Here is a 21,399-nt window from a genome sequence, read left to right on the forward strand (position 1 = left end):
GCTGCCCTGGAACATCGAGCTCGTCGAACCGTAGACCTCTGCGCGCGCATCGATTCCGGCGCCGCGCGCAAGGGCGTGGTTTATTGAGCGCTTACTGGCTTGCTGCAGACAAAAGCAGAAAAAACGGGCTGTACTTCGCCAGCGATAGCCGCCTCACACTGTCTGCCCAGTCGTTTCGCGACGACTGCGTCAAGCTTTTCTGCCCATCACACTCCCCAGAGATATTTGGGATGCTTGGGCAAGTTGGCTTTCCCTGCGCAGCGCTGCCTGCAATCTGCGCGGAGATCGATCAAGGCCTGATCCCACCAGGTTTGGCGACGTCGATGTACGGAAGAATAGATTGGGTTTTGAACCGCCTGAAGGAAATGAAGGAAGCTCACTCCTTTAAAGGCGATTTCATGATTTTCCACGGATCTCGCAATTCACACGGCATGGGTTGCAGTTTCGCCCTTACTCGGCACCACTTTGTTGAGGAAAGCGGAATGTGGCTCCGCGCGGACTACGATCTGGAGCGCGGTCAATCTGAGGCCATCGCGTTTGATGGTTCAGGGCGTCAAGTTGTTTCTGAGGCGGTGGCGCCATTGACAAAATCGATTGCCGCAGTAAGTCGAGTCCACTTCGAAGGATTCTGCAATGCCTTGAACGCCCCTTGCCCTGATCTGTTCAGCGGTGGTCCGCCCCAACTACTTGGCCTCGGCAGCGCTGGAAATGGTCGTCATTATGGAATACAGACCACAGCCGGCTTGTTTTTCCAAAGTAAACCTGCATCGTTCGCCAGTGTTCCGAATGGAACGCAATGGAGGAACGAAAAATTTTTGCCAATTGGTCCCGACGGAATTCAAATCAAAAATCGTCGCCGAAAGCTGATTAAAGGGAAAAAGCGCCCGCCCAAGCAGGGATGATTTTCACGTTTTCTCGATGCCTGCCAACGCCCGCCCTCGTGAGAGCGCTGCGACTGCAAAGGGCCGAAAAGCGGAACTTGAGTCTTCCATAAAGCGGTCGTTCTCATGTTCAGAGCGCGGTGTTCTCGGGCAACTCGTCGGCGCCACGCCTAAACGAGCTTTACCCGCAGCCTTCGAGCTCGCTCTTGAAATGCACGGGTGCCCCCCTCCAGGATGGAGCAAACAGCTTCTCGAATCTCGCGGTTTTCAAGGCCGCCGCTCTGATACGTGATGGACGGCAGACCGTCCGGCCGATGCTGGCCGCAGCGCGCAACGACCACCTGATCCACGTCGGTGTTCACGACCAGGTTCGCGTTGTGCGTGACGACAATAATCTGCCGGCGCTTTTTTGCTTCGCAGAACGCCGGAACGAGCTCTTCAAAAACGGACTGCGGATCCAAGTTTTCCTCAGGCTGGTCGATGATCAACGGCCGTTCATCGTGAGCATCCAAAGCAAGGTAGAGAAGCAAAAGCACGATGCCACGGGTGCCAGGTGAAAGTCGCTCAATGTCGACCTCTTCGTATCGCAAACCATAACCAACCTGGATGTGGTCCGTGCTGTATAGCCATTGGCCGAAATCACGGGCCCACTGCAGAGGCGGCACGTCACTAAGCTGTTGCTGTCGGAAAGTCTGGCTGAAACTCGAGACGAACAGGCGCATTGCTTCGGCAGCGTCTTCAGCTGTGCCGTTACGCCAGACGCCACCGAGATGCTCCTCAGCTTCCTTGAGCAGGTCACCGGTTCGAAGGTTTCCTTTTCGAAGATCGAGAAGTCGCTCCCCTTGTTCTGCCCACGCCTTCAGATCAACTTGACGGCGCACCGAGAACGAGAGCTTCTTTACAGCACTCGGCCCCTGCGCGATTCGGTCGCCGAGAGGAGCATAGAGCTGCGTCAGTTCGGTCTCTTCGTCAATTACCGTTGTGAAAATGCCCTTGTAGGCCGCGATGCGGGCGGTACGAAGTTCCACCAGCATGTCCTCAGCTTTTTTCGCGCGTTCTATGTCGAGGTTCAATTTCGCGAGAGCGGTATCCGCGCGGGTGATCTTGTCCGTTAGAGCTCGATAACGTCTGCTGTTTTGAGCATCGATGCCTGCTAGCGTCTGGAGCCGATCTCGTTCGCGGATCAACAGGCTAAGGCTTTGAGACGACAGTAGGGCTCCGTCAGGGATAAGCGCCACGTCAGGCTGTGGGGCGGCACCTCCAACGCTCGGCGCGATCGACGGCCCCTGAAGCGTTGTTATCTCGGTCTGTACAGCTGCGAGACGCGTCTTCAAGAGCGAGTCGACATCGCCCGTAAAGTCCAGCCGAAACTTCTTCCATTCCTCGATGGACAGGCCCGCATCGTTTCTTCGTTCTTGGGCGTCGGCGATCCAGTCCGCAGCGTCCTGATCACGGAATGTTAAGACGTCGGATTGAAGTCCGGCCAGGGCTTGCGCGCGAGCCTGAACTCCAGCGATCGCCCGTTGCTTCGTTTCGACGGCGGCCGAGACGTCCTCGAGGCGTTTGGCTCTGGTTTCTTGGCCCTTCGGTACCAGCTGATTGCGATCGGCCCTGTCTTTGGCTAGCGCAGTCAAGACCTCGTTGCGATCTTTTTCAAGCTTTGGCAGCCCTGCTTTTCGGACGAGTTCGGCGTTGATGGCCTCAGTCGCACGCTTCAACGCGTGCCGGTGCCGATCACGAGCTCCCCGCGCCGCTTGCATGCGGGACGTCAGAAGCTCGCTGAAATCGGCGGTGTTGATACGAACGTCTTCCGGATGCGCCTCAAAAATCACCCGCTGGATCTCGTCAACCAGTGAGTCGTCCAGCCCTTCAGATGAACAGAGCTGCTCGACAAACTGCTGCGAAAGGTACTGGACATGAGGCGCATCCCAGCTGTCTTCATTCTCAACGCTCGCTACGTCGTTGCCTGTTGTCTCGCCGTTTTCCCACAGCAGCTCAGCACGAGTTGCCTTCAGGTACTTGCCCGCGCGACGCAGGAAAGAGTTTGGGCTGAGGCGATTCGAAATGCCGCAACCTCCAGTGGCCATGAAATCAGCTAGCGCGGTTTTGCCTGACCCACGAGCACCGATGATGGCGACCATTCCAGCGTTAACCGGGAGCGACGATGGCACCATCCATTGGGCGTTGGACACATGCACTTGTTTGATGGTGTTGCCCGGCAGAGCTCCCTTCGGCGGCTCCTCACCGATATGCACTCTGCCTTCAGGTTCGATGACCGCTTGGAAAAGCGTCTCAAACGTGACGTCTCCGTTGAGCCAGCAGCGCCGTGCCGCATCGGGCAACCCGACGCGATCAGCGGTATGGGCGTCAGATCCGTGAAGGCATGGCTTCTTGCCGGCCCATTTGGTTTCGAGATCTTTGATCGTTGCCGTGCCCTTGCCCAAATAGAAGGCAATCTGCTTGGGGTTGGCAGTGAACATGATGTCTGCGAAGCGCTCGATGTTCTTTCGTGTGGCTTCCCACTGCCCCCCATCGCCCTGGAGGCCGGAAGTGCCGTCCGAGCCACCTCCAGCAACAGCCACAAGGCAATTTTCCCGGAGCCAGCCGCGGGTAGAAAACTGGTCCTGCAAGGCTTCCAGCGACACCTTGAACCCAGTGACGCCGCGCCGGTACGCTGCCTTGTCATCGATGATCGAAGAGTCGATGGCTCGGCCTAGACGGGTCAGATCCGGCCTTACGCATCGAAAAGTTTCTCCCCCATGCCTGAACGTGAGGCCAGTTAGAAAGGCGTTGATGTGTTCGACATGATCTTCGTCATCAGGCGAGAACAACAAGTGCAGGTTGACGCCAGGCCCCTTCGTGGTCTCGATAGACAGCCGAAACTCGACGTTTGGGAAGATTAGACCCACCCCTTTGAAGCCGCCGCCCCTCTGCCGGGCTACTGCTTCAACGTAGCAATCGATCCCGCAGTAGTCGGTAATTCCAAGAGCTCTAATGGGAGGGTCGCTCTTTTCGACTTTCTCAATGAAGGCGGCCCAGGGGTCCGGCCCTCCGAAGCCGTCGTTCAACGCTGTCCCCGGTGCATGAATGTGAGGATCCCACCGCTGCCATATGGAGCCGCGAGGGTTGATTTTCTTGAAGGCTTGGTTCATACACGGAGCCGTTGTCGTTCAATATGCCCATGGCCAGAAAGCCGCCGGGAATCAAGCGATTTGTAACAGATGAGGTCAGTCATCCGACAGAACCCTGGTGTAGACGCAGCTGAGCGCCCACCTGGCTACCGCACGCACGCACCGCCACCCAATCGTTGTGCGCGCGCCGCGAGGTCCGCTAAAGCACAATTCTGGGGCGAAGCCGACGGACCGCTCTTGGGCCGTTAGCTCTTACGAAGCAACGCCCTGTCTGTCTCCGGCGTCGATGGTGTGAAGCACTGCGGCGTCCCGTCCCGCCCATCCAAATACAGCCTTCCGCAAGTTTCGCACTGCCACATCGACCGCAAGCCGTCCCCTCAGAAAATCTCTCGCGCCCTCATCGAAGCTTCATGCCTGGGTCGAACGCAATACCGCCCTTCTCGAGGACGAAATCCTCCAGCCGCTTGAGGTAGGGCCGTAGCTGGTCCATGGTCCGCGGCTTGTATCGCTCCGACATGCTTCCAGGCCGGTGGCCCATCACCTGGGCGATGGCGCCGGCCGGGCATCCAGCCTGCTCCCCCATCAGAGCGAAAGTGCGGCGCAGCCCGTGCAGAGTCACGTGGCCAATGCCGCCATGCGCCAGCACGCTCGCATGCGCCGCTCGAGGGTCGGCGATGCGGCCTGACTTGGCACCTGGAGAAGCGAACACGAACCCATTGCCCTCAATCCGCGGCAGGTCGCGCAGGATGGAGGACAGGTAGGGCGTGAGAGGCAGGGTCCGGGTGTCCCCAACCTTGTCGGCGATGGTGAGCTTCTTCCATCGGAAATCCACGTCGCTCCATTTGAGCGCGGCCAGTTCCTCACGACGCGCGCCAGTCATGAGAAGGCCCTGCAGGTAGACGGCCGCAGTGCGATTACGCAAAGTGCCGATGCCCTCAAACCACGCGAGAAGCTGCCCCTCTTCCAGGGCGTCTGTGCGCCGATTTCCGGAGGCTGACGGCAAATGATCTTGCACCCTCGGGTCACGAGCCGCCAGAGGATCGACAACGCCCTCGAAGGCATCCTCGGTGCTGCACCACCGCAGGAACCCGGAAACGATTTGCACGGCACGTGCGGCCTGGGCCGCACCGCGCATTGCCTCCTTGCCGTGCCAAGCCCGAAGGGTCCGGGGCGTGATGTCTTTCAGCCGCATGTCCAGCAGCGGCGCGATCGGGCCTGGCAGGGTTAGCCCCTTACCCCGCTTCTTGGCCTCGCCTCCGCGGGAAGCCATCTTCTGCATGTCGGCCAGATACCGGGGCTTCCAAGCAGCCTTCTTCTTTGGCTTGCCCCGGGCGATGTACTCGGTCCAGGCCTCGCCGAACGTCACCACCTCAGCCTTGGCCGTGGCCTCGCGGGCAGTGCGCTCATGCTCTTCCTGGCGTTCCAGTGCCCTCGGATCTTGCCCGGCATCGACCAGCACTCGTAAGCGGTTGGCCTCCACCCTGGCCCGCTCGATGGTCCAGGCCCGCACGTCGCCAATAGTGCGACGGATGGTCTGGCGTCGCAGTTTCGCCTCGAACACGAACGACTTGGCGCCGGCGGTGGCCCGCACCCGCAGGCCCGGGGCCTTTGCGTCACGAAGGAAGACCTGCTGCTTATCCACCGGACACACCAGCCGCTCAATAGCGCCGGCCGTCAAGTCCATGGCCTTGCCCAGTTCTACAGGTGCATCCCGCCTTGCTCGCGCCATCCTGGCCCCAATCCATGTAGCCACCATGTAGCCACTTTTTTCGAATTTTGTGGAATTCCAATCAACGAAGATCTGCGTCGAACCCCGGATTTCCCTCTGATGGATGGAGAGTTTACCAATGAAGATCAACACAAGCGAATGGTTTCACTCGCTCATTCGTAATGAGAAGGTCGGGTGTTCGATTCATCTCTCCGGCACCAATTAAAAGCCCCGTTGCTATCAAGCCGATAGCAACGGGGCTTTTTCGTTTGCGTTGTTTTCGGGCACTAGGGGAAATATCTCGACTGGGGAAACCCGAGCCTCTTTGAGCTCACCCAGGTGTTAGGTGGCTAACCATCAAACGTCGTGACTCGCGAACTGGCTGCGGACTCGGGCTGAAGATCTCAGCGCAAGCATCTAAAAAAAGCCCGCGGTGGTTCACGCTCTCCGACGGCACGGCAGCGCAGCTGGTCGAAACGTGTTGCCGACTTGACGTGTGCGGACAGCCTCCAATGAGTTGCTTGCAGCAAACTGCTCGAACCACCTAACCCTCCGGAGCCCGCATGGCCCCCTCCTCCTCCGCGCCCCATCCCCACTACGACCGCCTGATCGCCGCAGCCCGCGCCCTCCCACCGCTCCGCGTCGCGGTCGTCCACCCGGCCAGCGCCGTGTCGCTCGAAGCCGCCTTGGCTTCAGCCGCGCTGGGCCTCATTGCGCCGGTGCTGATCGGCCCGCGCGCAAAAATCGAAGCTGCAGCACGCGAGGCCAACGCAGACCTCTCGGCCATCCCCATCGTCGACGTCCCTCACAGCCACGCCGCAGCCGACGCCGCCGTCGCCATGGCCTTGCGCGGCGAAGTCGATGCGTTGATGAAGGGCAGCCTGCACACCGACGAGCTGATGGCCGCGGTAGTGCGGCGCGAAGGCGGGCTGCGCACGTCGCGCCGCATCAGTCACTGCTTCGTGATGGACATTCCGGGCCACGCGCAGCCGCTGATCATTTCGGACGCCGCGATCAACATCGCGCCCACGCTCGAAGAGAAGGTCGACATCGTGCAGAACGCGATCGACCTGGCGCATGCGCTGCAGATGCCGGCGGTGCGGGTGGCGATTCTCTCGGCCACGGAAACGGTCAACCCCAAGGTGCCTTCCACGCTGGACGCCGCCGCGCTGTGCAAGATGGCCGACCGCGGCCAGATCACGGGCGCGCAGCTCGACGGGCCGCTGGCCATGGACAACGCCATCGACGCCGAGGCGGCGCGCATCAAGGGCATCGCCTCGCCGGTGGCAGGCCGCGCCAACGTGCTGATCGTGCCCAGCCTGGACGCGGGGAACATGCTGGCGAAGAGCCTCAGCTTCCTGGGCGGAGCCTATGCGGCGGGCATCGTGCTGGGCACCAAGGTGCCGGTGATCCTGACGAGCCGGGCCGACTCGGAGCCGGCCCGCCTGGCCTCGTGCGCGGTGGCGTCGATGCTGGCCAAGGCGGGGCGCGAACGGCTCATCAAGGCGGTGGGCTGAGAAAGGCCACGCCTTGTTGCCATTAAAACAATCCAACTACACCTTGTATGCCAAGGCAGCGCTGATTCGCCATAGGTAGTTCTCCGGCGCCGAAGAACGCCGCGCACACGCGCCAAGCGGCCGCGGAAAGCGCATCATCGCGATGCACGAACCCGTGGTTCAGACTGTGTGCGAGGCAGCATGACAAGGTTCAAGAAGGTCTTGTGGATCGGTGGCGGATTCGCCGTGCTGGGTGCGCTTGCCGCCTACGCGGTGGTCGACGAGCTGAAGACTTCCCGATGGCAATCGGCCTTCTGGCGCGACTTTGCCGGCGGTGCCGGCTTCAGCGTCGGCGCCGGTGCCAGCGATGCCATTCGCTTCCCCCACACGGGGCCCTACGACGAGCGGCTGGGCTACCACGATCTTCCCGACTTCATCCAGCGCCTGGAGCCCCACGGCTACGCCATCACCCGCCAGGCCCGCCTGTCGCCGCGGATGATCGAACTGCAGGAGCGCGGGCTGTTCATGCCCTACCGCGAGAAGAACCAGGCCGGCCTGACCGTGCGCGACTGCCGCAATGCGGCGCTGCTGCACACTCGCGTGCCCCAGCGTGCGTACGAGCGCTTCGAGGACGTGCCACCACTGCTGGTGAGCGCCCTGCTGTTCGTCGAAGACCGCCACCTGCTCGACGCGGAGCCGGCGCAGCGCAACCCCGCGCTCGATCCGGAGCGCTTTGCCAAGGCCGCGGTCGAGCAGGGGTTGCGGGTGTTCAACCCGGGGGGGACGGCGACGGGCGGCAGCACGCTGGCCACCCAGATCGAAAAGTACCGCCATTCGCCGCAGGGCCGCACCGCGTCGGTGCGCGAAAAGCTGCGCCAGATGATGTCCGCCTCCGTGCGCGCCTACCAGGACGGCGAGGACACGCTGGCGCGGCGCCGCCAGATCGTCGTCGACTATCTCGACACCGTGCCCCTGGCCGCGCGCCCGGGCATGGGCGAGGTGCACGGCCTGGGCGATGGCCTGTGGGCCTGGTACGGGCGCGACTTCCGCGAGGTCAACCGCCTGCTCGCCGACAACGCGGAAGGGGCGGCGGCGCCCACGCCCGAGGCGCTGCGGCGCCAGGCCGAGGCCTTCAAGCAGGCGCTGTCGCTGATGATCGCGCAGCGCCGCCCGTCGCAGCACCTGCTCGGCGACGGCGCGGGCCTGGCCCGGCTGACCGACAGCTACCTGCGGCTGATGGCCGAGGCGGGCCTGATCGCGCCCTCGCTGCGCGATGCGGCACTGCCGCTGCCGCTGCACCTGCGGCCCGAACTGCCGGCCGCGCCGCGGACCGACTTCGTCCAGCGCAAGGCCACCATCGCGCTGCGCACCCACATCTCCACGCTGCTCGACGTGCCGCGCGCCTATGACCTGGAGCGGCTCGACCTCGAAGCTGAAACCAGCCTGGACGGCGAAGCGCAGGCGCTCGCGGCGCAGGTGCTGACCGGCCTGCGCACCCCCGCTGCAGCCAAGGCCGCAGGCCTGTTCGGGCCCCATCTGCTCGACCCGGGTGCGGACCCGACTCCGCTGATCTACAGCTTCACGCTGTTCGAGCGCGGCGCGCAGGCCAACCTGCTGCGCGTGCAGGCCGACAACATCAACCAGCCCTTCGACGTGAACCAGGGCGCGCGGCTGGACTTGGGCTCGACCGCCAAGCTGCGCACGCTGGTGAGCTACCTGGAGCTCGTGGCCGAACTGCACGCCCGCTGGGCCGGGCTGGGCCCCGCCCAGCTGGCGGCGCTGCCGAACAACCCGCGCGACCCGCTGGGCGCGTGGGCGCGGCAGTACCTGCTGCGCGCCAAGGACCGCCGCCTCACGCCGATGCTCGAGGCGGCCATGGAGCGCAAGTATTCGGCGAACCCGGGCGAATCGTTCTTCACGGGCGGCGGCCTGCACCAGTTCGAAAACTTCGAGCGCTCACGCAACAGCGAATCGATGACGGTGCGCGAAGGCTTCAAGCATTCGGTCAACCTGGTCTTCATCCGCCTGATGCGCGACGTGGTGCGCCACCGCATGTTCGGCGGCACGTCGGACGCCGAGCGCCTGCTGAATGACCCGGCCGACCCGGGCCGGCGCGAGATGCTCGCGCGCTTTGCCGACCGCGAGGGCTCGGCCTTCCTGATCCGCTTCTATCGCAAGTACCAGCACCAGTCGGCCGCGGGCGCCGAAGCGCTGCTGATGCGCAGCCTGAAGCCATCGGCGCCGCGGCTGGCGAGCGCGCTGTTCACGATCGAGCCCGAGGCCAGCGACGCACGGCTCGACGAGCTGCTCGCCCAGCGGCTGGGCAAGGGCGCCGGCTCGCCGCGCGCACTGCGGGCGCTGCGCACCACCTATGCCGGCCTGTCGCTCGGCGATCGCGGCTATGTCGCGCGGGTGCATCCGCTGGAGCTCTGGCTGGTGGGGTTCCTGCGGCGCCACCCTGGCGCAACCCTGGCCGAGGTGCTGGAGGCGAGCGCGAACGAACGCCAGGAGGTCTACGCCTGGCTTTTCAAGACGCGCCACAAGAGCGCGCAGGACAAGCGCCTGCGCGAGCTGGTCGAGCTCGATGCCTTCGCGCAGATTCACCGCTCGTGGCAGCGCCTGGGCTATCCGTTCGAATCGCTCACGCCCTCCTATGCGAGCGCGATCGGCGCCTCGGGCGACCGGCCGGCCGCGCTGGCGGAACTGATGGGCATCATCGCCAACGACGGCGTGCGGCGGCCGGTGCAACGGGTCGGCGCACTGCACTTCGCGCGCGACACGCCCTACGAGACGCGGCTCGAACCGCGCGACGCCGGCGCCGAACAGGTGCTGCCCCCCGAGGTGGCCGCCACGGTGCGCCGCGCACTGGTCCAGGTGGTGCAGGACGGCACGGCGCGGCGCCTGAAGGATGCGCTCGTGGACGCGAACGGCCGCGTGATCGAGATCGGCGGCAAGACCGGCACCGGCGACCATCGCTACGGGCACAACGGCCGCGGCGGACGGGCGGGCGCCGAGCGCAAGATCAGCCGCTCGGCCACCTTCGTGTTCACGATCGGCGACCGCTACTTCGGCACCATCATGGTCTATGCGAACGAACCGTACGCCGCGCGTTATCGGTTCACGAGCGCGCTGCCGACGCAGTTGCTGAAGTCGCTGGGGCCGCAGCTGCTGCCTGTACTGGAGCGCAGCGGGTGCGGGGGGGATTGAAAGGCATCACGCGCCGTAGATTGCCAGCATGACGACGAAAGTCGCCCACATTGCGGCCCATCCCAGGAGGAACATGACGCCCAGGAAGGCAGCAAGGTAGCCGACTCTGCGCCACATGCTTGGCGTGCTCGGGATGCAGCGCCAATAGATCACGCCGGCCCACAGTGAAAGCACGACTGCGGTCATCGGAGCAATGTGATCGGAGATAGAGAGAATCCTGTGGCTCTCGAGTGCCGCCGCAAAAACGAAAAGCACTGGCATGGCGAAGAACCAAGCGAACACGTTCAGCACAAGGCGCAAGGCGGCCTTCATCGAATCGCTTCGCATGCGGACGCGGCACTTGAATTCATTGACACATCTCCCCCCTGAATTCGCCCTTCCATGAGGCGATTCCGCCGAATCATATCGATTGAGGCGCATGGCCGAGCCCGAGTCCAACAGTGATTCGCGCCGGCGGGTGTCCGCATCCGCCGGCGTCCGCACCCCACGCGCATATCTCATGCGTAGACACCCGCCCGCGGCCTGACTACGATCCCTCGCCATGAACATCGAGAGACTCAAGGGCAAGCTCGCGTTCCTGCGCGAAGCGGAAAAACTCAAGGACGTGCTGCGCAGCGGCCACACCTCCTCCGGCCGCGCGGAGAGCACGGCCGAGCACAGCTGGCGGCTGTGCCTGATGGCGATGGCGTTCGAGGAAGAGCTGGCCGGGCTCGACCTGTCGAAGGTGCTCAAGCTGTGCGTGGTGCACGACCTGGGCGAGGCCATTCATGGCGACATTCCGGCGGTGAGCCAGCATGTGCATCCGGACAAGAGCGAGCGCGAACGCAACGACCTGCTCACGCTCATGGCGCCGCTCGACGACAAGCTGCGCACCGAACTGCTGTCGCTCTGGGACGAGTACGAAAACGCTACCTCCCCCGAGGCGAAAGCCGTGAAGGCACTCGACAAGCTCGAGACGATCCTGCAGCACAACCAGGGCGCGAACCCCGCGGACTTCGACTACGCCTTCAATCTCGGCTACGGCAGGAAGCACACGGACACCACGCCGCTGTTCAGCGCGTTGCGCGAACTGGTCGACGACGACACGCGGCGCAGGATGGCCTGAGCACCCCGCAGGTATAAAAAAAACCGATGCCTGCAACAAGTTATCGATGGCTAAGCTGAGGAATCGACGCCTCGAAAAAAAGCGCAAGGGCCACTGCCCGCGCGACGAGGTCCCTTCATCGATCGATCCCCAGTTGCCACACGATGACATCCCTCCTTCCCGATGAACGGCAGGCCGATGATTTGCCTGACGACGCCAACAGCCCTCTTCTCCCTGCACCCGCCGGCCAGTTGACCCGCCGCGCCTTCCTCGCGGAAAGCGGAACGACCGGCATCGCCGGCATCCTGGCGTCCGCGCCAATGGCCGCGTCGGTGGCATCGGCCGCGCAGGCGAATGCCGACGCAGCGCCACCCTCTTCTTCCATGGCCCTTGCCCTGCGCGTCAACGGCAAGCCGCATGCGCTGCAGGTCGATCCGCGCACGACGCTGCTCGACCTGCTGCGCGAGCAGATGGCGCTGCCAGGTACGAAGAAAGGCTGCGACCACGGCCAATGCGGCGCGTGCACGGTGCTCGTCAACGGCCGCCGCATCAACTCGTGCCTGGCACTCGCGCTCTCGCACGACGGGGCGGAGATCACCACCATCGAAGGCCTGGCGCGCGGCAGCGAGCTGCATCCGATGCAGGCGGCCTTCATCAAGCACGACGGGTTCCAGTGCGGCTATTGCACCTCTGGGCAGATCTGCTCGGCCGTGGGCATGCTGCGCGAGGCCGAGCAAGGCGCGCCGAGCCATGTCACGGCCGATGTGCGCCGCACCGGGCCGGTGGCGCAGCTGAGCGACGCCGAGATCCGCGAGCGCATGTCGGGCAACATCTGCCGCTGCGGCGCCTACCCCGGCATCGTGGCCGCGGTGCGCGAAGTGAGCCTGGCGATGCCGCGTGCGGCCAGCAGCCGAAGGAGCCGCGCATGAAGCCCTTCGCATTCACCCGCGCCACCGACGCGGACACGGCCGTTCAAGCAGCCACGCAGCCGGGGGCAAGATTCCTGGCCGGCGGCACCAACATCGTCGACCTGATGAAGGAAGGCGTGGAAGCGCCCGACCGGCTGGTGGACATCAACCGCCTGCCGCTGGCGGCCATCGAGGCGCAGCCCGCGGGCGGCCTTCGGCTGGGCGCGCTGGCGCGCAACAGCGACACGGCCAACCACCCAATGCTGCGCACGCGCTACCCGCTGGTGGCGCAGGCCATTCTTGCGGGCGCCTCGGGCCAGTTGCGCAACGCCGCCACCAACGGCGGCAACTTGCGCCAGCGCACGCGCTGCCCCTACTTCTACGACGTGACCCAGCCCTGCAACAAGCGCGCGCCGGGCACGGGCTGCAGCGCGCTGCAGGGCTTCAACCGCAACCACGCGGTGCTGGGCACCAGCGCGAAGTGCATCGCGAGCTACCCGGGCGACATGGCGCAGGCGCTGCACGCGCTCGATGCTGTGGTGCAGCTGCAGGGGCCCTCAGGCCGCAGGACGATTCCGATCGCGCAGTTCCACCGCCTGCCGGGCGAGACGCCCGAGCTCGATGCCAACCTGGCGCCGGGCGAACTGATCACCGCCATCAACCTGCCGGCCGAGAGCGCCCGCTTCGCGCAGCGCTCGCACTACCTGAAGGTGCGCGACCGTGCCAGCTATGCCTTTGCGCTGGTGTCGGTGGCGGCCGCACTCGACATGGAGGGCAGCCGCATCCGGCAGGCGCGCATCTGCCTGGGCGGCGTGGCCCACATGCCCTGGCGCGCGCGCGAGGCCGAGGCGCTGCTGCAGGGCGCCGAGCCCGGCCTGCCGCTGTTCCGACAGGCGGCGGATGCTGCGCTGGCGGGCGCCACGGGCTTCGAGCACAACCGCTTCAAGATCGAACTGGCCAAACGGAGCATCGTGCGCGCGCTGGAAACCACGAGCAGGAGCACGGCATGAACAGACAAGCTTCTCCCCTCATCGGGCAGCCGGTCGACCGCGTGGACGGCCGCCTCAAGGTGACCGGCCAGGCACGCTATGCGGCCGAGTTTTCCTACCCGGGGCTGGTGTACGGTGTTGCGCTGGGCAGCACCGTGGCGGCCGGGCGCGTGCGCGACATCGACACCGCGGCGGCGGAGCAATCGCCCGGCGTGCTGCTGGTGCTCACGCACAAGAACGTGCCCAGGATGGCGCCACCCGCGCCCGAGACGCCGCAGAACCGCTTCACGCGCGCCACGCCACTGCTGCAGGACACGGCCATTCACCACCATGGGCAGCTCATCGGCTTCGTGGTGGCCGAGACGCTCGAGCAGGCGCGCCATGCGGCCACGCTGGTGAAGGTGAGCTACGACGCGGCAAAGCCGCGCATCGGCTTCGATGCCAACGTCAAGGACGCCTACGCGCCGGCCGCCATCAACGCCGGCTACAAGACCGACACGCGGCGCGGCGACCTCGACCAGGGCCTGCGCACCGCGGCAGGCACCGTCGACGCGGTCTACAACACGCCCATCGAGCACCACCACCCGATGGAGATGCACGCCACTGTGGCCGCCTGGGAGGGCGACGACAAGGTCACGGTGCATCACTCGCTGCAGATGGTGAGCGATGCCGCGCCCGCCATTGCCGCCACCTTCGGCATTCCGCGCGAGAACGTGCGCGTGGTGTGCCCGTTCGTGGGCGGCGGCTTCGGCAGCAAGATCCTCACGCGCGACAACGCGATGCTGGCGGTGCTGGCCGCGCGCCTCGTGAAGCGGCCGGTCAAGCACGTGCTCACGCGGCAGCAGATGTTCATGGTGGTCGGACTGCGCCAGCACAACCGCCAGCACATGCGGCTCGGCGCCGACGCCAGCGGCCGGCTCACGGGGCTGGGCCACGACACCGTCACCCACACCTCGGTGCACGAGGAGTTCGTCGAGCAGACCGGCGTCATCTCGCGGATGATGTACGAGGTGCCCAACTCGCAGGTCACCCACCGCGCCTTCAGGCTCAACGTGCAGACGCCGAAGTGGACCCGCGCACCGGGCGAGGCGCCCGGCAGCTTTGCGCTCGAATCGGCGATGGACGAGCTTGCCGAGCAATTGAAGATCGACCCGGTGGAACTGCGCGTGAGAAACGACGCCAGGACCGACCTGGACACGGGCAAGCCCTTCGGCAGCCGATCGCTCATCGAATGCATGCGCATCGGCGCCGAGAAATTCGGCTGGAGCAACCGCAGCGCCATGCCGCGCAGCCGCAGGCAGGGCCACTGGCTGGTGGGCTACGGCATGAGCGCGGCATCGCGCGGCGCACCGCATCGCGGCGCCTCGGCCAACCTTGTGCTCACGCGCAGCGGCCGCGATGTGCGCGCGGTGGTGGAGATGTGCGCGACCGATCTCGGCACCGGCAGCTACACCGTCATTGCGCAGACCGCCGCCGAGACGCTGGGCCTGCCGCTCGACAAGGTCGAGGTGCGGCTCGGCGATTCGGCGCTTCCGCCCACGCCCGGTTCGGGCGGCTCCTGGGGCGCCAACACCTTCTGCACCGCGGCGCTCGCGGTCTGCGAAGCGGCCAAGCAGCAGCTGCGCGAGAAGGTGAGCTTGCGCTTCGTGCGCGAACCCAGCGTGGCGGAGCTGCTGCAGGCGGCCCAGCTGAACGAATGGCGCGCCAGCAACACGGCCACGCCGGGCGCGGACATCGCCGCCTGGTCGCACTACGCCTTCGGTGCCAACTTTGCCGAAGTGTGGGTCGACGAAGACCTGGGGCTGGTGCGCGTGCCGCGCTACCTGGCGGTGATTGCGGCGGGGCGCATCCTCAACCCCAAGACCGCGGCATCACAGATCATCGGCGGCATTGTCTGGGGCATCGGCAACGCGCTGATGGAAGAGTCGGTGCTCGACGAGCGCAGCGGCCACTTCGTCACGCGCACGCTGGCCGACTACCACGTGCCCGTGAATGCGGACATCGGCGACGTGCAGGTGCTTTTTGCGCCCGAAACCGACATCCGCGTCAACCGCATGGGCGTGAAGGGCGTGGGCGAAATCGGCATCACCAGCGTGGCCGCCGCCATTGCCAACGCGGTCTACAACGCCACCGGACGGCGCGTGCGCGACCTGCCCATCACGCCCGACAAACTGCTGATGCCGGTCCAGGCATGACGAAATAACCAGGAAGAAGCAAACTCGGAGCCCCTGCAAAGAAGAAAAGGGGCTCCCGATGCACATCCGCGAACTCGCCACCGGCCTGCAGTTTCCCGAAGGGCCTGTTGCCATGGACGACGGCTCCGTGCTGCTGGTCGAAATTGCGCGCGGCACGCTCACGCGCGTGCGGCACGACGGGCTGGTGCAGGTGGTGGCCGACCTTGGCGGCGGGCCGAACGGCGCGGCCATGGGGCCGGACGGTGCGGTATACGTGTGCAACAACGGCGGCTTTCGCTGGCACACCGAGGCCGACGGCTGCCACCGCCCGGTGGGCCAGGCCGAGGACTATTTGGGCGGACGCATCGAGCGCGTGAACCTGGCCACAGGCCGCGCCGAGAGGCTCTACGACACGGCCGACGGCGGCGCGCTCTGCGGGCCGAACGACATCGTGTTCGACGCGCAGGGCGGCTTCTACTTCACCGACCTGGGCAAGACGCGCGAACGCGACATGGACCGCGGCGGCCTGTTCTACGGCCACGGCGACGGCAGCGGCGCGCATGCGGTGGCGCGGCCGGTGATGACGCCCAACGGCATCGCGCTGTCGCCCGACGGCCGCACGCTCTACTACGCCGAAACCGAAGGCGCGCGGCTCTGGGCCTTCGACATCACGGCGCCGGGGCGTGTGCGCAAGGACGGCTGGCCGTCGCCGCACGGAGGGCGCATGCTGTGCGCATCGCCGGGCGGGCACTACCAGCGGTTCGACTCGATGGCCGCCGATGCGCTGGGCAACCTGTGCGTGGCCACGCTGCTGCATGGCGGCATCACCATCGTCGCGCCGGACGGCAGCAGCTGCGAACACATGCCGCTGCCCGACCGCTACACCACCAACATCTGCTTCGGCGGACGCGACATGCGCACGGCCTACGTCACGCTGTCGGGCAGCGGGCGGCTGATTGCCATCGACGACTGGCCGACGCCGGGGCTGAAGCTGAACTTCCAGGTCTGAACGAAGCCCTTGGTCCGGTCCTCAGGACACCACCTGGTAGTACAGGTTCTGCGGGTGCTTCGCCTGCGCGAAGAAGAACCAGCGCTCCGCGAGCAGCCCTGGCGCCTGCACCAGCACCGCCAGCAGCCACGGCCATACGGCCGCGCTGGCAACGCCCCACAGCAGCAACAGCGAAGGCAGCACGAAGGCCAGCAGCAGGAAACCGAGCTTCATGTTCCTGAGCGCGGCCAGCGTGGCGCCATGAAAGAACTCGCGCGTGTTGAACGAGCCGGCCGACATGCCCATCGACTTTTGCACGAGCTTCTCGGCGCGGATGCCGGTGGCCGATTGCAGCGTCGACTTGTGGCGGATCGCCGCGTTGCGCCTGAGCGCCCCGCCGCGTGCGGCCCATGCCGCGAGCGTGGCGGCGAGCGCCCAGGGGCCGAACAGCTGCACGAAACCTGTTTCACCCGACAGCGCAGCCATCGCACAGGCCAGCACCAGCCCCGACGACAGGCCGATGAGCGTGAAGTTGACGACGGTGAGCGGATGCGCCCATTCCTCGATGAAGCGCAGGCAGGCGTAGATCATGGCGGTGCAGTACCAGAGCGCGGCCGCGCCACACAGCACCAGCACCGGCAGCAGCCACGACCATGGCGCGCCGGCGCCGAATCGCAGCGACAGCCACCACAGCGCCACCAGCGCGATGAAGGCCGGCAGCACGATGACTTCACGCGACATCCACGAGGTGCGCCACATCAGCACGGCGCGCCATGCGCGGCTCTTGCGGCCCAGGTGCATGAATGACGCGGCCAAGCCAGCCACGAGCAGCACTTCGGCCACGCCGAGCGCCAGCGTGAGAAAGCCGGGCGCGAGGCCCAGGCCGAACAGCACTGCGAGCGCAAGCGCGACGACCAGGCCCTGCGCGGCGCCGGCCAGCGTGGTGAAGAAAAGAATGGAGAACGCGGGATGCATGCGGCTACTCCTGCGTTTCGATCGAGGGGGTGGTCTGCTGCGTGACGTGGCGCGGCAGGTACTGGTTGGCTGGGCTGGTCTCCCACTCAGGCATCAGCTGGTAGCCGCCGCGTTCGCGGATGGCCCTGGACACTTCGGAGTCCGGATCCTTCACGTCGCCGAACAGGCGCGCGCCGGTGGGGCAGGCCTTGACGCAGGCGGGCTTGCGGTCTTCCTTGGGCAGGTGCTCGTCGTAGATGCGGTCGACGCACAGCGTGCACTTGGTCATGACCTGGCGCTCCTCGTCGAGCTCGCGCGCGCCGTAGGGACAGGCCCACGCGCAGTACTTGCAGCCGATGCACTTGTCGTAGTCGACCAGCACGATGCCGTCTTCCTTGCGCTTGTAGCTGGCACCCGTGGGGCACACGGGCACGCAGGGCGGATCTTCGCAGTGCAGGCAGCTCTTGGGGAAGTGAACGGTCTGCGTGGCCGGAAAGGTGCCGGCCTCGTAGGTCTGCACGCGGTTGAAGAAAGTGCCGGTGGGATTGGCGCCATAGGGCTGCGCATCCGCGAGCGGGCCGGCGCTGCCGGAGGTGTTCCACTGCTTGCACGACGTGACGCAGGCATGGCAGCCGACGCAGACGTTGAGGTCGATGACGAGGGCGAGTTGCTTGGCGAGAGTTTCGCCCGGTTCGGCGCGTACGCAGGCATTTCTCCCTCCCCTTCCGGGGGAGGGCTGGGGTGGGGGCACAGCGGCCTTCATCACCGCATGGCTGCCAGTTCCAGCGCCGCTGCCCCCACCCCTGCCCTCCCCCGGAAGGGGAGGGAGCAGATCCGGGGCCATCAAATCCTTGAGCCACTGCATCATTTCTTCCCCCTCCCCGCAAAGTACGTCAACACGCTCGCCGCCTTCCCCAGCACCCCGGGTGCGCTCGGCATGCTCGCCATCTGCGGAAAGCTTTCTTCCGGCTCGCCCGGTTCCGCGGGCCGTATGCGCACGCGCACGTCGTACCAGCCCGCCTGGCCCGTGACCGGATCCGAATTGCTGATGCGCCCACTGGCGGTGCCCGCGCAGGGCAGCTCCTCGCTGATCAGGTGGTTGAGCAGAAAGCCCTTGCGCGCCTCGTCCGCGCCGGGCGCCAGCTGCCAGGCGCCATCGGCCTTGCCGATGGCGTTCCAGGTCCACACGGTGCCGGGCTCCACCGCCTCGCTGTAGCGCAGCATGCAGCGCACCTGGCCCCATTGGCTCTCGACCCAGCACCAGCCGCCGTCGGCAATGCCCGCGGCCTGCGCGGTGAGCGGGTTCACGTGAAGATAGTTGTGGCTGTGGATCTGCCGAAGCCACGCGTTCTGCGAATCCCACGAGTGGTACATCGCCATCGGCCGCTGGGTGATGGCGTTGAGCGGATAGGCATCGAGATCGGTCGAGGCCTCCTCGAGCGGCGGGTACCAGAAAGGCAGCGGATCGAAGTAGGTGTCGATGCGCCCCCGCAGCGCATCGGGCGGCTGCCGGCCCGCGCTCTTGCCCTGCGCGGCCAGGCGGAAGCTCTGCAGCGTGTCGGAATACAGCGCCAGCTGCACCGGGTCGTTGCGCTGGCGCCAGCCCTTGTCCTTTGCGAAGTCGAGGTACTCGCGGTTCCAGTTGCGCATGTAGTGCATGGTCTCGGGCATGTGGTACTGGAACACGCAGTTGTTCTGCGCATAGGCCTCCCACTGCTTGGGGTTGGGCTCGCCGCGCAGGTGCTCGGTGCCGTCCTTGCCGCGCCAGCCCATCAGAAAGCCGATGCCCGGCTGCGGCTGGAAGTTGACGACAAAGTCCGGATAGCCCGCGAACCTGCGCCCGCCTTCGGGCGTGGTGAAGGCCGGAAACTTCAGGCGCGAGGCCAGCTCGATCAGCACTTCCTGGAAAGGCTTGCACTGGCCGGTCGGCGGCACCACCGGAATGCGCACCGAATCGACCGGCCCGTCGAACTCCGAGATCGGCCGGTCGAGCATGCTCATCACGTCGTGCCGCTCGAGGTACGTGGTGTCGGGCAGCACCAGGTCGGCAAAGGCCACGGTCTCGCTCTGGAAGGCGTCGCACACCACCAGGAAGGGAATCATGTGCTCGCCCTTCTCGTCCTTTCGGTTGAGCATCTCGCGCACGGCCATGGTGTTCATGCTGGAGTTCCAGGCCATGTTGGCCATGAAGATCAGCAGCGTGTCGATGCGGTAGGGGTCGCCCTTGACCGCATTGGTGATCACGTTGTGCATGAGCCCATGGGCCGACAGCGGATGCTCCCACGAGAACGCATGGTCGATGCGGATCGGCGAGCCGTCGGGGTTGATGGCCAGCTCTTCCGGGTTGGCCGGAAAGCCCAGCGGCGCGGCATTGAGCGGCGTGTTGGGCTGGATCATGCCGGGGTCGTTGAAGGCGCGGTAGTTGGGCACGATGTGGCGCGGGTACGGCGCCTTGTGGCGGAAGCCGCCGGGCGCGTCGATGGTGCCGAGCACGCTCATCAGCACCGCCAGCGCGCGCACCGTCTGGAAGCCGTTCGAATGCGCCGCGAGCCCGCGCATGGCGTGGAAGGCCACGGGCCGCGCCTGTGTGGTCGCATGCTTCTTGCCCCAGGCATCGGTCCATGCAATGGGCAGTTCGAAGGCTTGCCTGAGCGCGGTCTCGCCCATCTCGCGCGCGAGCTTGCGGATGCGCTGCGCATCGATGCCGGTGATGGCCTCGGCCCACTCGGGCGTGCAGCTGGCCACGCGATCGCGCAGCAGCTGGAACGAGGGTGCGACGCGCGTGCCGTCGGCCAGCGTGTAGTGACCCTCGAGTGCCGGGTCGCAGCCGTCGGCAATGCCTTCGGGGTAGGCGTTCTTCACGCTGCCGCTGCTCTTGTCCCACACCAGCTTGTTGTGCGGATGGCGGCCGTCGCCGGGCGGCCCGCGCGTCGGGTCCGGGTCGAACGCGAACAGGCCCTGGCGCTCGCAGTCGTCCAGCACCACGAGCTGCGGCGCATTGGTGAAGCGCTTGAGAAAGGCGTGGTCGATCAGGTCGCTCGCGATCAGCTCGTGCAGCAGCGCCATGAACAAGGCGCCGTCGGTGCCGGGCTTGATCGGAATCCATTCGTCGGCAATGGCCGAGTAGCCCGTGCGCACCGGGTTGATCGAAATGAAGCGGCCGCCCGCGCGCTTGAACTTGCTGATGGCAATCTTCATCGGGTTGCTGTGATGGTCCTCGGCCGTGCCGATCATCACGAACAGCCTGGCGCGGTCGAGGTCGGGCCCGCCGAATTCCCAGAAGCTGCCGCCGACGGTGTAGATCATTCCCGCGGCCATGTTGACCGAGCAGAAGCCGCCGTGCGCCGCATAGTTGGGCGTGCCGAACTGGCGCGCGAACAGGCCGGTGAGCGCCTGCATCTGGTCGCGGCCTGTGAAGAGCGCGAACTTCTTCGGGTCGGTCGCACGGATCTTGCCGAGCCGCTCGGTGAGCATGTCGAAGGCGCGCTCCCAGCTGATGGGCTCGAACTCCCCGGCCCCGCGCTCACTGCCGGCCTTGCGCAGCAGCGGCTGCGTGAGGCGCGCGGGCGACACCTGCTTCATGATGCCCGACGAGCCCTTGGCGCAGATCACGCCCTGGTTCAGCGGATGCGCGGGGTTGCCGTCGATGTAGCGCACCTCAGGGCCGTGCTCGCCTTCGCGCAGGTGCACGCGGATGCCGCAGCGGCAGGCGCACATGTAGCAGGTGGTGGTCTTGACCTGGGTGTGGGCCGTGGGCGTGGGGGCGTCGAGCGGATCGTGGACGGGCTCTCGGGACAGGAAGCTGAACACTGGCGGTCCTTCTTTTTTTGCGGGGCTGCGCCGATGTTAGAGAGCCTCGATCAAACGAAAAAGCGGAGA

Annotated in this window: 14 protein-coding genes; 8 read left to right on the top strand and 6 right to left on the bottom strand. The window is 65.8% G+C overall.

All coding sequences use genetic code 11. The features are described 5' to 3' along the window. Positions 1 to 902: hypothetical protein (locus FB547_RS31140; protein WP_222431260.1), on the top strand; the 902-nt coding region annotated here is incomplete at its 5' end. Positions 903 to 1,051: 149 nt separating this feature from the next. On the opposite strand, the gene FB547_RS31145 is transcribed toward FB547_RS31140, so the two are convergent. Together FB547_RS31145 and FB547_RS31150 are read right to left on the bottom strand one after the other, a co-directional pair. Then, positions 1,052 to 4,033, bottom strand: a complete 2,982-nt coding sequence (locus FB547_RS31145; protein ID WP_145747480.1) for a TrlF family AAA-like ATPase — start codon at positions 4,031 to 4,033, stop codon at positions 1,052 to 1,054. Between the two features lie 376 nt (positions 4,034 to 4,409). Next, a complete protein-coding gene (locus FB547_RS31150) occupies positions 4,410 to 5,873 on the bottom strand; it encodes a tyrosine-type recombinase/integrase (RefSeq protein WP_261380462.1) in 1,464 nt (487 codons plus the stop codon). Between the two features lie 410 nt (positions 5,874 to 6,283). Between FB547_RS31150 and FB547_RS31155 the strand changes: the two genes are divergently transcribed. Beyond that, a complete protein-coding gene (locus FB547_RS31155; RefSeq protein WP_145747481.1) occupies positions 6,284 to 7,237 on the top strand; it encodes a bifunctional enoyl-CoA hydratase/phosphate acetyltransferase in 954 nt (317 codons plus the stop codon). A 180-nt stretch (positions 7,238 to 7,417) separates the two neighbouring features. After that, on the top strand, positions 7,418 to 10,423 hold the full coding sequence (locus tag FB547_RS31160) for a transglycosylase domain-containing protein (RefSeq protein WP_145747482.1): 3,006 nt from the start codon (positions 7,418 to 7,420) through the stop codon (positions 10,421 to 10,423). Positions 10,424 to 10,429: 6 nt separating this feature from the next. On the opposite strand, the gene FB547_RS31165 is transcribed toward FB547_RS31160, so the two are convergent. After that, positions 10,430 to 10,735 carry a hypothetical protein gene (locus tag FB547_RS31165; protein WP_145747483.1) on the bottom strand — a complete coding sequence of 102 codons (306 nt, stop codon included), beginning with the start codon at positions 10,733 to 10,735 and terminating at the stop codon, positions 10,430 to 10,432. A gap of 229 nt (positions 10,736 to 10,964) precedes the next feature. Between FB547_RS31165 and FB547_RS31170 the strand changes: the two genes are divergently transcribed. From FB547_RS31170 to FB547_RS31190, 5 genes are all read left to right on the top strand, one after another. Then, positions 10,965 to 11,528 (top strand): HD domain-containing protein, encoded by a 564-nt coding sequence (locus FB547_RS31170; protein WP_145747484.1) that lies wholly within the window; start codon positions 10,965 to 10,967, stop codon positions 11,526 to 11,528. 143 nt (positions 11,529 to 11,671) lie between these two features. After that, the gene (locus FB547_RS31175) at positions 11,672 to 12,436 is read left to right on the top strand and encodes a 2Fe-2S iron-sulfur cluster-binding protein (RefSeq protein WP_145747485.1); all 765 of its coding nucleotides are present in this window, start codon (positions 11,672 to 11,674) and stop codon (positions 12,434 to 12,436) included. Then, positions 12,433 to 13,425 carry an FAD binding domain-containing protein gene (locus FB547_RS31180; RefSeq protein ID WP_145747486.1) on the top strand — a complete coding sequence of 331 codons (993 nt, stop codon included), beginning with the start codon at positions 12,433 to 12,435 and terminating at the stop codon, positions 13,423 to 13,425. Before FB547_RS31175 ends, FB547_RS31180 begins: the two co-directional genes overlap by 4 nt. After that, positions 13,422 to 15,599, top strand: a complete 2,178-nt coding sequence (locus FB547_RS31185; RefSeq protein WP_145747487.1) for a xanthine dehydrogenase family protein molybdopterin-binding subunit — start codon at positions 13,422 to 13,424, stop codon at positions 15,597 to 15,599. Before FB547_RS31180 ends, FB547_RS31185 begins: the two co-directional genes overlap by 4 nt. 58 nt (positions 15,600 to 15,657) lie before the next feature. Further along, positions 15,658 to 16,587, top strand: coding sequence for an SMP-30/gluconolactonase/LRE family protein (locus FB547_RS31190; protein WP_145747488.1), 930 nt, complete (start codon positions 15,658 to 15,660; stop codon positions 16,585 to 16,587). 21 nt (positions 16,588 to 16,608) lie between these two features. Here FB547_RS31190 and FB547_RS31195 read toward each other — a convergent pair whose 3' ends face one another. Genes FB547_RS31195 through FB547_RS31210 form a run of 3 tightly spaced genes read right to left on the bottom strand, consistent with a single transcriptional unit; the run spans position 16,609 to position 21,330 of the window. Continuing rightward, positions 16,609 to 17,541 carry a dimethyl sulfoxide reductase anchor subunit family protein gene (locus tag FB547_RS31195; RefSeq protein WP_145747489.1) on the bottom strand — a complete coding sequence of 311 codons (933 nt, stop codon included), beginning with the start codon at positions 17,539 to 17,541 and terminating at the stop codon, positions 16,609 to 16,611. Positions 17,542 to 17,545: 4 nt separating this feature from the next. Further along, the gene (locus tag FB547_RS31200; protein ID WP_410000824.1) at positions 17,546 to 18,388 is read right to left on the bottom strand and encodes a 4Fe-4S dicluster domain-containing protein; all 843 of its coding nucleotides are present in this window, start codon (positions 18,386 to 18,388) and stop codon (positions 17,546 to 17,548) included. Next, a complete protein-coding gene (locus FB547_RS31210) occupies positions 18,385 to 21,330 on the bottom strand; it encodes a molybdopterin oxidoreductase family protein (RefSeq protein ID WP_145747490.1) in 2,946 nt (981 codons plus the stop codon). Before FB547_RS31210 ends, FB547_RS31200 begins: the two co-directional genes overlap by 4 nt. Positions 21,331 to 21,399: the final 69 nt, after the last annotated feature.

Source organism: Variovorax beijingensis (assembly GCF_007828835.1).
GTDB lineage: Bacteria > Pseudomonadota > Gammaproteobacteria > Burkholderiales > Burkholderiaceae_C > Variovorax > Variovorax beijingensis_A.

Excerpts from the sequence above, each read along its gene's own strand:
- FB547_RS31190 (WP_145747488.1), top strand. The coding sequence starts at position 15,658 with ATGCACATCCGCGAACTCGCCACCGGCCTGCAGTTTCCCGAAGGGCCT.
- FB547_RS31200 (WP_410000824.1), bottom strand. The coding sequence starts at position 18,388 with ATGATGCAGTGGCTCAAGGATTTGATGGCCCCGGATCTGCTCCCTCCC.
- FB547_RS31180 (WP_145747486.1), top strand. The coding sequence starts at position 12,433 with ATGAAGCCCTTCGCATTCACCCGCGCCACCGACGCGGACACGGCCGTT.
- FB547_RS31170 (WP_145747484.1), top strand. The coding sequence starts at position 10,965 with ATGAACATCGAGAGACTCAAGGGCAAGCTCGCGTTCCTGCGCGAAGCG.
- FB547_RS31155 (WP_145747481.1), top strand. The coding sequence starts at position 6,284 with ATGGCCCCCTCCTCCTCCGCGCCCCATCCCCACTACGACCGCCTGATC.
- FB547_RS31175 (WP_145747485.1), top strand. The coding sequence starts at position 11,672 with ATGACATCCCTCCTTCCCGATGAACGGCAGGCCGATGATTTGCCTGAC.
- FB547_RS31160 (WP_145747482.1), top strand. The coding sequence starts at position 7,418 with ATGACAAGGTTCAAGAAGGTCTTGTGGATCGGTGGCGGATTCGCCGTG.
- FB547_RS31195 (WP_145747489.1), bottom strand. The coding sequence starts at position 17,541 with ATGCATCCCGCGTTCTCCATTCTTTTCTTCACCACGCTGGCCGGCGCC.
- FB547_RS31145 (WP_145747480.1), bottom strand. The coding sequence starts at position 4,033 with ATGAACCAAGCCTTCAAGAAAATCAACCCTCGCGGCTCCATATGGCAG.
- FB547_RS31165 (WP_145747483.1), bottom strand. The coding sequence starts at position 10,735 with ATGAAGGCCGCCTTGCGCCTTGTGCTGAACGTGTTCGCTTGGTTCTTC.
- FB547_RS31185 (WP_145747487.1), top strand. The coding sequence starts at position 13,422 with ATGAACAGACAAGCTTCTCCCCTCATCGGGCAGCCGGTCGACCGCGTG.